This is a genomic window from Piscinibacterium candidicorallinum, from assembly GCF_047549485.1.
GTDB classification, from domain to species: domain Bacteria; phylum Pseudomonadota; class Gammaproteobacteria; order Burkholderiales; family Burkholderiaceae_C; genus Piscinibacterium; species Piscinibacterium candidicorallinum.
This window is the reverse complement of sequence record NZ_CP180191.1, coordinates 1,947,761-1,959,943: the sequence shown is the minus strand read 5'-3', so window position 1 is coordinate 1,959,943 and position 12,183 is coordinate 1,947,761. Positions and strand designations below refer to the sequence as shown.

The 12,183-nt window shown below is 66.6% G+C and carries 8 protein-coding genes; 3 read left to right on the top strand and 5 right to left on the bottom strand.

Features of this window, described 5'->3' with window-relative positions:
- The first annotated feature begins 2 nt into the window (after nucleotides 1–2).
- On the top strand, nucleotides 3–1,526 hold the full coding sequence (locus ACMDW7_RS08830; RefSeq protein ID WP_377301405.1) for a S10 family peptidase: 1,524 nt from the start codon (nucleotides 3–5) through the stop codon (nucleotides 1,524–1,526).
- A 152-nt stretch (nucleotides 1,527–1,678) separates the two neighbouring features.
- Here the strand turns inward: ACMDW7_RS08830 and ACMDW7_RS08825 are convergent, their stop codons facing one another.
- Complete coding sequence (locus ACMDW7_RS08825) at nucleotides 1,679–2,830, bottom strand: YbdK family carboxylate-amine ligase (RefSeq protein WP_377301407.1); 1,152 nt, start codon at nucleotides 2,828–2,830, stop codon at nucleotides 1,679–1,681.
- Between the two features lie 2 nt (nucleotides 2,831–2,832).
- Nucleotides 2,833–4,023: a cation:proton antiporter gene (locus ACMDW7_RS08820; protein WP_377301409.1), complete on the bottom strand. Its 1,191-nt coding sequence runs from the start codon at nucleotides 4,021–4,023 to the stop codon at nucleotides 2,833–2,835.
- Between the two features lie 474 nt (nucleotides 4,024–4,497).
- Between ACMDW7_RS08820 and ACMDW7_RS08815 the strand changes: the two genes are divergently transcribed.
- Both ACMDW7_RS08815 and ACMDW7_RS08810 read left to right on the top strand, forming a co-directional pair.
- Entirely contained in the window at nucleotides 4,498–5,259 is a 762-nt protein-coding gene (locus tag ACMDW7_RS08815) for an S-methyl-5'-thioinosine phosphorylase (protein WP_377301411.1), read from the top strand.
- 66 nt (nucleotides 5,260–5,325) lie between these two features.
- A complete protein-coding gene (locus ACMDW7_RS08810) occupies nucleotides 5,326–6,618 on the top strand; it encodes an EAL and HDOD domain-containing protein (protein ID WP_377301413.1) in 1,293 nt (430 codons plus the stop codon).
- A gap of 15 nt (nucleotides 6,619–6,633) precedes the next feature.
- Here ACMDW7_RS08810 and serB read toward each other — a convergent pair whose 3' ends face one another.
- The 3 genes from serB to mfd all read right to left on the bottom strand — a co-directional run bounded on the left by serB (nucleotide 6,634) and on the right by mfd (nucleotide 12,052).
- The gene (serB, locus tag ACMDW7_RS08805) at nucleotides 6,634–7,542 is read right to left on the bottom strand and encodes a phosphoserine phosphatase SerB (protein ID WP_377301415.1); all 909 of its coding nucleotides are present in this window, start codon (nucleotides 7,540–7,542) and stop codon (nucleotides 6,634–6,636) included.
- Between the two features lie 95 nt (nucleotides 7,543–7,637).
- Complete coding sequence (locus tag ACMDW7_RS08800; RefSeq protein ID WP_377301417.1) at nucleotides 7,638–8,561, bottom strand: tetratricopeptide repeat protein; 924 nt, start codon at nucleotides 8,559–8,561, stop codon at nucleotides 7,638–7,640.
- Complete coding sequence (gene mfd, locus ACMDW7_RS08795; protein WP_377301419.1) at nucleotides 8,558–12,052, bottom strand: transcription-repair coupling factor; 3,495 nt, start codon at nucleotides 12,050–12,052, stop codon at nucleotides 8,558–8,560. The genes ACMDW7_RS08800 and mfd overlap by 4 nt, the downstream gene beginning before the upstream one ends.
- Nucleotides 12,053–12,183 lie beyond the last annotated feature (131 nt).

Sequence of the window (12,183 nt, the reverse complement as noted above, 5' to 3'; positions counted from 1 at the left end):
CCATGACCGATACCGCCAAGCCCACCGACGCCACAAAAAAGGAAGAACCCTGGCGCGAGGCCGTTGAACAGCGTCTGGCCGAAGCCCCGGTGCGCAGCAGCGGGACGGCGCAGGTCGGCACCGGCAGCGGCGCGCAGCGCATCGACTACGACTTCATCGCCCAGTACATCCCGGTTGTCTCGGACGGCCTGAGTGCCAAGCCAGGTGAGCCGGAAGCCGCCGTGTACACGCTGGCCTATCTCGCCCACGCGCAAGGCTCAGGGGCCACGTCGCGCCCGTTGCTCTTTGCCTTCAACGGCGGGCCGGGTTCCTCGTCGGTGTGGCTGCATCTGGGTGCGCTCGGCCCCAAGCGCGTGCACATCAATGAAGACGGCACCATGCCCGCACCGCCCTACGCGGTGGAGGACAACCCGTACAGCTGGTTCGAGCACTTCGATCTCGTCTTCATCGATCCGCCGCACACGGGGTACTCGGTGTCGGCGAGCGAAGACGCCCGCAAGCGTCACTTGAGTGTGGATGGCGACGTGAGCGCTCTGGCCGAGGTCATGCGTGCATGGCTGGCGCGGCACCAGCGCTTCGGCTCGGCGGTGTATCTCGCCGGTGAGAGCTATGGCACAACTCGCGGTGCGGCACTGGCCGACAAGATGCTCGATCTGGGCGTGGCGCTGTCCGGCGTCATTCTGGTGTCCTGCGCGATGGACCTGCAGACCCTCGTGTTCCAGGCGGGCAACGATCTGCCCCACAGCCTGTTTCTGCCCGGCTTTGCGGCCACGGCGCAGTACCACGGCAAGCTCAAGGGTGCGCTGAACGACGCAGCCGCGGCGCGGGTTGCAGCCGAGGCCTTCGTGCTGGAGGACTATCTCGTCGCCCTGCATCGCGGGGCCACGCTGACTGCGGCGCAGCGCAGCAAGCTCGCCAAGCGCATCGGCGAGTTGTCCGGCCTGCCAGCGGCGCTGGTCGAGCAGCAGAACCTGCGCATCACCGATCAGACCTTCTTCACGCAACTGCTGCGCGATGAGGGCAGGGTGGTGGGGCGGCTGGAAAGCCGTGTCAGCGGGCCGATGGCCGCGCGTCGTGGCTACGCCATGGAGTTCGACCCGGGCATCGAAGCCATCGTCGCACCTTATGCCAGCGCCGTGAACGGCTACTTTGCGCAGTTGGGTATCGACACGCAGCGCCGCTACGGCATCATCAATGGCGAGGTGAATCAGGGCTGGCACTGGGGCCGTGGGCCGGTGGATGGCAAGGGCAAGATGAGCGGCAACGGCTACACCAACACCACGGTGGATCTGTCACGCGCGCTGCGCCGCAACCCGCATCTGCGTGTACTGGTGGCCAGCGGCCACTACGACCTGGGCACGCCCTACAGCGCCACCAACTATTCGCTGGCGCAGCTGGATGTGGATGCCGAGCAGCTCAAGCGCATTGAGCACCACTACTACGACGCCGGGCACATGATGTACACGCGCCCGGCGGATCTCAGGAAGCTGAAGGACGATCTGGCCGCCTGGCTGGCGCGCGCTTGAGTCTCAATATTTGATTGAAAATAGGTCTTGTACTTGGCTGATTTTCAATCAGGGTTTGAAAACATGAATCGGCCACTTTCCGCATGTGCGGTGCGGATCGTGGCCTGTTCAGATGCCCGCAAGTCGATCGTGCATCTCATGCCGGAGATCATCTAGGCGGCGAGCGGAAGTTCTGCGCTTCGGCTCTGGGCAAAACGCTCGATCGCCGCGTCCACCATGCCTTCCACGCTGCCGCGCCCGGCGTACTGCATACGCAGGAAGTGCGCGTCGTTGTGGCTGCGGGCGCGCAGCGCGATCAGATCCAGCGCGCTGCGTGAGTCCAGCGCCGTGGCGTAGGGTGCCAGGCCCTCGATGGTGGCAAGGATGTCCTCGCGCAGCAGCAGCTGCTCGTAGCTCTTGGGGTGGACGATCGAACCATCCAGCCCGAAACGGCAGGCCTGGAAGCGGTTGTAGTTGTAGACCAGGTAGTCGTCTTCCTCTGGCGGCACCTCGCGGCGCTCCAGCAGGTAGGCGCACAAGGTCTGCAGGTAGCCGGCGAGGGCGGCGGCCATTTCCACGGACAGCGGCGTGTCGCACACCCGCAGTTCGATGGTGCCGTACTCCGGCTTGGGGCGGATGTCCCAGTAGAAGTCCTTCATGCTCTTGACCACGCCGGTGCGTTCCATGCGCGCGAAGTAGTTCGCCTCGAAGTCGCGCCAGCTCAGCGTGAAGGGTGCACGGCCGGACAGCGGAAAGGCGAATACCGAGTTCAGGCGCGCGCTGCTGAACTGCGTGTCCCGCCCCTGCACGAAGGGCGAGCTGGCTGACAGCGCAATGAAGTGCGGCACGTAGCGGTTCAGGCTGTGCAGCAGAAACAGCGCATCATCGCCACTGGCGCAGCCGATGTGCACGTGCTGACCGAACACCGTGAACTGCTTGGCCAGGTATCCGTAGAGCTGCGAGACCTCCTTGAAGCGCGGCTTGGGGAAGATCTTGCGCTCCGTCCACATCTGGAAGGGGTGCGTGCCGCCGCCGCACACGCCCACGTTCAACCGCTCGCCCGCGCGCACGAGGCCATCGCGGATGGCCAGCAGTTCGTCGCGCAGCGGCCCGTGGCGATGCTGGATGCCGGTGGCGATCTCGATCATGCTTTCCGTGATCTCCGGTGTCACGCTGCCCGGCAGCTTGTTCTTCTCGCGTGCGAGCAGATGCAGCATGTCCAGGCTGGCGGCGGTCAGGTCCAGGTCCGACAGGTTGATGAGCTGCAGCTCCAGCTCCACACCCATGGACAGGCTGGCGGAGTCCTTGAAGGGTTCAAGCGGCATGGTCAGTCCTCCTCGTCGTTGTGCGGCGATTCGCCTGCGGTCTTAAGGGCCCATTGCGTCAGCATCGGGCCCAGCACCTCCAGCATCAGCGCGGCGGCGGCCAGCGGCGCAAGCTGATCCACCAGATTGATGCCCACCTGCCGTGTCTGCTCCAGCAGCAGGATCACGAAGGCCGACAGCGGTGTCATGGCTACCGCGGTGAGCGCACCTTTCTTCCAGGTCACCCCGCTGATGCGCGAGAACGCCGTGATCACCGTGGCGCGCGTGAGCAGGCGTGTGAGCAGCAGCGCCGCGCCCAGACCCAGCCCGGCCAGCGCGATGCGCCAGTCGATCGAGGCGGCAATGAACACGAAGAGCATCAGCGACAGCAGGCTGCCCAGCGGACCGAAGTTACGCTGCGCCGGGGCAATGATGACCCGCCGATGGCGGGCCATCAGCCCGAAGGCCAGGGTGGCAATCAGCGCAGAGAACTTGAAGGCATGGGTCAGCGCCACCAGCAGCACCACGGCCAGCGCAAACACCACCGATGCGTCCTGCTCCGTGCGCTGCAGCAGGCGCAGAAGTGCGGGCATGGCCAGGCCTGCGAGCAGGCCGATGCCCGCTGACGCAGTGAGCGACACCGCACTGCTGTAGGCCGCCATCAGTGTGCTGCCAGAGCTTTCGTAGACCACATATCCGAGGATGACCTTGAACACGAACACCGCCAGCACGCAGTTCAGCGCGGCCAGATGCAGCGTGCGCTCGGTCACCTGCCCGGAGGCCCGGGTCTCGTTGATCACGCGCACGATCGCTGCCGGCGAGGTCGACATCGACAGGGCAGCGAGCAGCAGCGAGTGCGTCGTCGTCTGCCCAAAGGCCAGGGCCAGCACGTAGACGCAGGCAAAGGTCAGCGCCGCTTCGGTCAGGCCCATCACCAGCAGCCAGGGGTTCAGTCGCATCCAGCGCAGGTTGATCCGATACGCAAACTCGAACAGGATCAGCCCGAAGGCAACGTTCGCCAGCAGCAGCACTGCTTCACCCGAGGTGGGCGGCAGAACGCCAAGCTGCGTGTCCGCGCAGATGAAACCCACCAGCGCATAGACGGAAATGCGTGGCAGGCCCATGTAGCGGTGCGCCGCTTCGCCCAGGGTCCAGGCGAGCAGCAGCACGGCGGGCCAGGCAAAGTCCCGAGTCAGTGCCTCCAGTTCTGGCATGGGGCGCTCCCTTCATTGTGTTTGTTGTCCTCGCGTACGACGGCCCCTCGCTTGCGCGCGGAGTTCACGTGAACGCTGTGCTTGCAGCACTGGCCGACTTGCGGCAAGTGTTGCGACGAACCTGTGCCTTCGCTCTGGCGTGAGGTGCTGCGACGATGCAGATCAACGGCCATGCGCCGACCGATCCGTCATGAGACAGCCCGAACATGACGGGCGATCTGGCGCGGCAGCACCCGGCGACGGATTCAATGGCTGGCGCAAGCATTTCGGCATGCACACAGGCATGCAGCCGGCGCCTGGCGCACGGCTGCGGCTAATCTGAGCGCGCGCAGGCAGTAGAGTTCCCGGTGTCTTCAATTGGCCTGCCGTGCGGTGCAAACGTGTGCAAAATCGCTTGCCACTGCATACGAATCATGCTTGCCGCAGCCAGTCTTCAGACACTGGCTGCAAGGGCTTACAAGGAGTCGAATCCGGATGTCTGCTGAGAGTCTGACCGCCATCATCGGCGGCACTGCGCTGAGCCAGTTGCCGGGCATGCGCGTGGAGTCGCGCCGCGTGGTGCGGACGCCGTTTGGCGAGCCTGCGGGCGCGCTGCTGTTCGGGCGTATCGATGGGGCGCCGATCGTGTTCCTCGCGCGTCACGGCTACGGCCACACGCTGCCGCCGCACAAGGTGAACTACCGCGCCAACCTGGTCGCGCTGCGCGATGTCGGTGCGGCACGCGTTTTTGCGGTCTCGTCCGTCGCGGCGCTTATTCCTTCCTTGCTCGAAACCCGCTTCTCGATCCCGGACCAGGTGATTGACTACACCTGGGGGCGGGCCCATACCTTTGAGGAAGGCGTGGACGGTCCCATCCGCCAGATCGACTTCAACGAGCCCTTTGATGCCGCTTTGCGTCAGGTGCTACAACGTGCCGTGACCGGCGTCGGCAGCACGGCGCACTTCGGCGGTACCTATGGCTGCGTGAATGGCCCGCGCCACGCCACCGCCGCAGAAGTGCGCAAGCTCATCCGCGATGGCAACCACATGGTGGGCAGCACGCTCATGCCCGAGGCGGCCTTGGCGCGCGAACTCGATCTGCCCTACGCGGCGCTGTGTGTGGTGACGCACATGGCCGCCGGCAGCCATGCAGGGCCGGTAGCCTCCGAGGCGCTGATCTCCGGCAGCCGTGCCGAAGCCGTGCCCGTGGCGCAGGTGGTTCTCGCCGAAGCCTGCAAGTTGGCCCAGGGCCAGTAGGTCAATTCACGCATGCTCAATTGGCTCACACGTCTGTTCGGTGCCGCGCCGGCCCGGAGCGCAGACTTGCCGCGCCCATCCCAGCCGGCCAGCGCGCCGCCGGCTGTGCAGTCTGGATCTGAGGGACTGGTACGGCCTGCCGCGCGCAACGATGTCGTGCCGTCAGCGGCCACGCCGTGCCCACGTATCCCCCTGGTGGACCGCAGTGGCCAGCTCGCCGGTTTCGAGGTGCTGCCCCCGGATGTGATGCTGCGCAGAGCGCGCGAAGGCGCTAACGTTGCCACGCTGGCGGCGTACGCGAGCATGGTGCTGGCCTCTCTCAAGCCGATCCGGGCGGCCGGCCGCGTCGGCCTCACCATCCTGCCCTGGCAACTTCTGGCACGGCCTGCGGTGCTGCAGAACGTCCCGGCAGGTGCGTCCATCGTCATTGACGGGCTGGGTGCAGCACCCGAGCAGGATGCGCGCGACCTGATCGCCAGGCTGCAGGCTCAGCACGCGGTGGTCGGCGCGAGCGACGCGACCACGCTGCCGGTGCAGTTCCTGTTTGTGGACGCGCGTGTGCGCAGCGCCGATGAGTGCCGCGGCCTGATCGAGAGCCACCGCACGAGACAACCCGGCATGCCCTGGGCCGTGGTCAATCTGCCGGATATCGACGCGATCGAGGCCGCACTGCGCGAGGGCGCAGAACTGGCCGCGGGCCGCCTGGACCGCACGGCGACACCCGCCGAGAAAGGCACGCCCGGGCCGCAGGTGGCCAAACTCTGCCGTCTGATCAATCAACTCGTGGGCGGCGCAGACACCGCCGCCTTGGCCGGCGAGCTGCGCTCGGACGTTTCGCTGAGCTACCAACTGCTACGCCATGCCAACAGCCCGTTGCTGGGCGTGTCCCGCGCGGTGGACTCCGTGGATCAGGCTGTCCTGCTGATGGGCCGTGACGCGCTCTACCGCTGGCTGACGGTCATGCTGGTCAGCGCGGGTGAACGCAGGGCCAGTTCCCGTGCGCTGCAGGAGATCGCCCTGGCCCGCGCGCGCTTGTTCGAAATGCTCGCGGCGCAGACCGGTGCCGCGCCGCAGAGCCTGTTCACGCTCGGCCTGCTGTCGATGATCGATGTGCTGCTGCATCTGCCCATGGCCGATGCGGTCGCGCCCCTGTCTCTGGCTGCTGATCTGCAGAGCGCGCTGGTTGCGCGCAGCGGGCCATTGGCGCCGCTGCTCACGCTGGCCGAACAGCTTGAACGCCGCCAGCTTGAAGAGGCCAAAGCCACCGCCAGTCTGTATGGCGGCATGGACACCGTGCTGGCCGCATCAGACGCTGCTTGGGCCTGGGCCGCGCAAGCCTCGGCCGATCTGCGGGGTTGAGGCGGCGGCTGCGCGTCAGCGCAGCCAGGCCAGCACCGTGTCCAGCCCGCCAAAGCGGATGCGCGTATCGGCCTGCGCCGCCACGGCCGGCTTGGCGTGATACGCCACCGACAGGCCCGAGACGCGCATCATCTCCAGATCATTCGCGCCGTCACCCATGGCAATGGCCTGCGCAGGCTGGCAGCCCAGCAGGGTGCAGGTGGCTTCCAGGGTCTGGCGCTTGACCTGCGCATTCACGATCAGCTCATTGACCATGCGGCCGGTGAGCTTGCCATCAATGATCTCCAGCTCGTTGGAGCGCGTGTAGTCCAGGCCGAGTTCGGCCTTCAGGCGGCTGGTGAAGAAGGTGAAGCCGCCGGAGACCAGCAGGGTCTTCAGGCCCACGGACTTGGCCGTGTCGATCAGCTCGCGTGCACCAGGGTTGATCTTCAGGCGCTCCAAGTAGACCTGCTCCAGCACTTTCGCATCCAGCCCCGCCAGCAGCGCCACGCGGCGGCGCAGGCTTTCGTTGTAGTCCGTGATCTCGCCGCGCATGGCGGCTTCGGTGATGGCAGCGACCTCCGCCTTCTTGCCGCAGTAGTCGGCGATCTCGTCCACGCATTCGATCGAGATCAGGGTGCTGTCCATGTCCATGGCGAGCAGGCGGTAGTCCGTCAAATGCGCGCCTGGGGCCAAGGCTGCGGTGTCCAGGCTCAAGGCCGCTGCACCCTCAGCAATCTGCGCAATCTTGCCGGCCTGTGCCGCAAAGCGCGCCCAATGCGTGCCGGCCGTGGTGGTGCCAGAGGCGATCGGCCGACCGAGCTCGCTGGCCCAGAGGTGGGTCGCAGCAATGGCCTGCCAGTCGCGCAGGGCTGCGCCGCTCAGCGTGAAGTCGAGCAGTCGGGTGGGGTCTTCGTCGAGGGAGGAGTGGTCGGGTGCGTTCATGGTGCGGTCTCGGTGGGGTGCTGATCGGCCCATCGCCGCCTGCCGATCTGGGCGGGGCGGTCATCCATTCCGTCAGCGGTCGCAGGGGGTGTGACTCAGCGTGTCAGGTTGGGTTGGCCCGGTGACGACTGCGCCGGGCGGGCGTTTGCGGGTGCGTTCTGCGAGGCCGGTGCCTGCGCGCGGCTGGCTGCGGCCCGCTCGGCGATCTCGACCTCTCGGCGAAGGCGCTGTGCTTCGGCCGTGTTTGTCGGCACGCCCAGGCCGAGTTCGTAGACCGTGGCCAGCTCGCGCTTGGCGGCGGGCAGGCCGGTGGCCGCCGCGGCCTGCAGCAGCCTGGCTGCGCCTTCAAAGTCTCTCGCGGTGATCTGGCCGCGTTGCTTGGCCAGGGCCACATCGACCATGGCGGGTGCGTCGCCAGCCCCAGCGGCCTTCTCCAGCCAGCCAAAGCCCAGCCGTTGGCGTGCGGCATCCAGCATCAGTGTGCTGCCATGCAGACGCATGCCGACGGGGTGGTTGAGGTTTGCTGCGCGTTCGACCAGCTCCGCAGGCGATTCACTTGCCTGTGCCGTGGTGGCACGCGTGATGATCGCGAGGGCCAGATTCACCATGCCGTCGGCCGAACCCAGCTGCGCTGCTTCCCGGTAGCTGGCCACGGCGCGCGCCGGATCGCGTGGCACGCCCAGGCCCTCTGCGTAGAGCGCGCCCAGGTTGTTGATGCTGGGGCCATGCTTCTGCTTCGCAGCGCGCTCATACAGCTCGGCGGCGCGGGCATACATGCCTTCGGACTCCTCGATCCGCCCGACTGCAAACAACGCGTCAGGCACATCGCGCCCGGCCAGTGGCACCAACAGCAGCTTGGCGTCGAAGCTGCGGCCCTCGCGGAACAGGCGCGAGGCCTCCTGCAGGATGCTTGATGTGTCCGCTGCTGCGGCTGTGGATGGCGTCTGTGCCAGCGCGGTCTGAGCCAGCAGGGCGCTCAGCAGCAGCGAGAATGCTCTTGCTGCCAGGGTGTTCGTCATGCCGTCACCTCCACCTGTGCAGACTTGCCCAGCAGCCGCAGCGCCGCGCGGGTGTTGCCCACGCGCGCAGCCAGGTCCGGCGAGCTGCCGGTGATGCGCAGCTTGTCCTGCCCGGCGAGCTTGATGTGTTTGTTCTTTTGCACGAGTTCGATGATTGCATAGGGCTCGAAGGGCACCTTGGGGCCGAACTGCAGGGTGATGGACTCCGCGTGGGCGTCGATCTTCGCCACGCCCAGTGCCTTGCCCATCACGCGCAGGCGGTGCGTATCGAGCAGGGCCTGCGCCGCCTCGGGCAACTTGCCGAAGCGGTCGATGATCTCTTCGTGCAGGCTGTCCAGCGCTTCGGTGGTCTCGGCGGCCGAAAGCCGCTTGTACAGACTCAGGCGTTCATGCACATCGCCGCAGTAGTCGGTGGGCAGAAGAGCGGGCAGATGGAGATTGACCTCGATGCCCAGGGTCAGCGGCGCCTCGAAGTCCGGCTCCTCGCCGCGCTTAAGGGCCCGAACGGCCAGATTGATCATGTCCACGTACATCTGGAAGCCGACCTCCTGCATGTCGCCGCTCTGGTTCTCGCCCAGCACCTCGCCGGCGCCGCGGATCTCCAGATCGTGCATGGCCAGATAGAAGCCGGAGCCCAGTTCTTCCATGCTCTGGATGGCCTCCAGGCGCTGCTTGGCCTGCTTGGTCAGGCCCTCTTCGCTGCTCACCAGCAGGTAGGCATAGGCCTGGTGGTGGCTGCGGCCCACGCGCCCGCGCAGCTGGTGCAGCTGGGCCAGGCCAAAGCGGTCGGCCTTGTGGATGATGATGGTGTTGGCCGTCGGGATGTCGATCCCGGTCTCGATGATGGTGGTGCACAAGAGGATGTTGGCGCGCTGGGCGGTGAACTCGCGCATCACGCGCTCCAGCTCGCGCTCGGGCATCTGGCCGTGCGCCACCACGATCCGCGCCTCGGGCAGCAGCTCGGTGAGCTTGGCCTTGCGGTTCTCGATGGTCTCGACCTCGTTGTGCAGGAAGTACACCTGCCCGCCGCGCTTGAGTTCGCGCAGCACCGCCTCGCGGATGATGCCATCGCCCTCGCGGCGCACAAAGGTCTTGATCGCCAGGCGGCGCTGCGGCGCAGTGGCGATCACCGACAGATCCCGCATGCCTTCCATGGCCATGCCCAGGGTGCGCGGAATCGGCGTGGCCGTAAGCGTGAGCACATCCACCTCGGCGCGCAGGCTCTTGAGCGCTTCCTTGTGGCGCACGCCGAAGCGGTGCTCCTCGTCAATGATCACCAGCCCGAGGCGCGGATACTTCACGCTCGAGGACAGCAGCTTGTGCGTGCCGATGACGATGTCCACTTGGCCCGTATTGATTCGCTCCACCGCGTCCTTGACCTCCTTGGCGGTCTTGAAGCGCGACAGCTCCACGATGTTCACCGGCCAGTCCGCAAAGCGGTCAGAGAAGGTCTGGAAATGCTGCTCGGCCAGGAGTGTGGTGGGCGCCAGCACGGCCACCTGCTTGCCGCCAGCCACGCACATGAAGGCGGCACGCAGGGCGACCTCGGTCTTGCCGAAACCCACGTCGCCGCACACCAGGCGGTCCATGGGCTTGCCGCGCGTCATGTCGCCCATCACGGCCGCAATCGCAGCGGCCTGGTCGGCGGTCTCCTCGAAGCCGAAGCCCTCGGCAAAGCGCACGTAGTCGGCGGGGTCGAAGTTGAATGCATGGCCCTGGCGCAGGGCGCGCTTGGCATAGAGGTCCAGCAGCTCTGCAGCGGTGTCGCGCGCCTGTGCGGCGGCCTTCTTGCGCGCCTTCTCCCACTGGCCGCTGCCCAGCTGGTGCAGGGGTGCGTCCTCCGGGTTCATGCCGGAATAGCGGCCGATGAGGTGCAGTTGGCTCACCGGCACGTAGAGCTTGGTGCCGCCCGCGTATTCCAGGTGCAGGAACTCCATCACGCCTTCGCCCAAATCCATGGACTCCAGCCCGTGATAGCGGCCGATGCCATGCTGGGCGTGCACCACCGGGTCGCCGACCTTCAGCTCCGCCAGATCGCGGATCATCATGTCGATGTTGGTGGTGGCCTCCTGCTTCTTGCGGCCGGTGCGGCCGGAGGCGGCATAGAGTTCCGCTTCCGTGACGACTGCAATGCCTTCGCCGGGCAGCACAAAGCCGCTGGCCAGCGGCGCGACGATGATGGCCGCGCGCATGTCTGCGGTGAACTGCGCGAAGCTCTCCACCTCGCTGACTGGCAGCTCGTTGTCCCGCAGCAGGGTGGCCATGGTCTCGCGCCGGCCGGCGCTTTCGGCCACGATCAGCACGCGGTACGGCGTCTTGTGCTGCCAGTCCAGGAACGCGGCGAGCGGGACTTCGCGCTTGCGGTCGATCGCCAGGTTGGGCAGGGGCGCGGCCAGCGGCGCGTGGTTGCTCGCGGCATCCAGCGCCAGGCGGGCAAAGCCGCGCACGTTCGCAAAGAAGTGCTCGGCAGTGAGAAAGAGCTGGTCCGGCGGCAGCAGCGGGCGCTCGCGGTCGGCGCGCATGAGCTTGTAGCGCTCCTGCGTGTCGGTGTGGAAGCGCTTGATTGCCTCATTCACGTCGCCCACCGTGGCCAGCAGGCTGCCAGCGGGCAGGTAGTCAAACAGTGTGGCCGCCTGCTCGAAGAACAGCGGCAGCCAGTATTCAATGCCCGCACTGGCAATACCGTTGCCCATGTCCTTGTAGATCACGGCCTTGGTCGGGTCGCCCTCGAACACCTCGCGGAAACGCTTGCGAAACGCCGCGCGGCTGGCCTCGTCCATCGGGAATTCGCGGCCCGGCAGCAGGCGCACTTCCTTGACCGGATACAGGCTGCGCTGGGTGTCGGGGTCGAAGGTGCGGATGGATTCGATGCTGTCGTCGAACAGGTCCAGCCGGTAGGGCAGGGCGCTGCCCATGGGAAAGAGGTCGATCAGCCCGCCGCGCACGCTGTATTCGCCCGGCGAGAGCACCTGACCCACATGGTTGTAGCCGGCGCGCACCAGTTGATCGCGCAGCTGCTGTTCGTTGAGCTTGCCACCCTGCTTGAAGAAGAAGGTGTAGCCCTCGATGAAGCCGGGCGGGCAGAGGCGGTGCAGGGCCGTGGATGCGGCCGTGATCAGCACGTCCACGTTGCCGCTCACGGTCTCATGCAGGGTGGCCAGGCGCTCGGAGATCAGGTCCTGGTGAGGCGAGAAGCTGTCGTAGGGCAGCGTTTCCCAGTCCGGCAGCAGGCGGATGCTGGGTTTCCTGGTGGGGTCTGCGCTCAGCTCTGCGGCCAGGTAGGTGAGCTCGTCATGCAGGCGCTGTGCGTCCTGCGCGCTGGCGGTGACGACAGTCAGCCGTTGCCCGCGCGCCAGCACATCCGGCAGCAGCCGCGCCAGGCACCAGGCGTCCGCGCTGCCTGGGCCGGGGTGCGCCGCAAAGCTGTCGCCCGCGCCCATGCGTGCCAGCTGGGCGGAAAGTGGTGAGTAGGAGGATGAGTTTTCAGCCATACAAAATGAAAACGCTCGCGCGGGCCTGAAATCGGCCCGCTGCGATGCGGTTTATGCTGGCCGGAATGTTAGGCCCAGCGGGGTGCGTCACCCCGTCACTTCACTCGAAGAACGCCCGCTTCCGATGCATT

Bases quoted from the DNA above. Each gene is read 5' to 3' on its own strand.
- ACMDW7_RS08830 (WP_377301405.1), top strand. From the start codon at position 3: ATGACCGATACCGCCAAGCCCACCGACGCCACAAAAAAGGAAGAACCC.
- ACMDW7_RS08825 (WP_377301407.1), bottom strand. From the start codon at position 2,830: ATGCCGCTTGAACCCTTCAAGGACTCCGCCAGCCTGTCCATGGGTGTG.
- ACMDW7_RS08820 (WP_377301409.1), bottom strand. From the start codon at position 4,023: ATGCCAGAACTGGAGGCACTGACTCGGGACTTTGCCTGGCCCGCCGTG.
- ACMDW7_RS08815 (WP_377301411.1), top strand. From the start codon at position 4,498: ATGTCTGCTGAGAGTCTGACCGCCATCATCGGCGGCACTGCGCTGAGC.
- serB (WP_377301415.1), bottom strand. From the start codon at position 7,542: ATGAACGCACCCGACCACTCCTCCCTCGACGAAGACCCCACCCGACTG.
- ACMDW7_RS08800 (WP_377301417.1), bottom strand. From the start codon at position 8,561: ATGACGAACACCCTGGCAGCAAGAGCATTCTCGCTGCTGCTGAGCGCC.
- mfd (WP_377301419.1), bottom strand. From the start codon at position 12,052: ATGGCTGAAAACTCATCCTCCTACTCACCACTTTCCGCCCAGCTGGCA.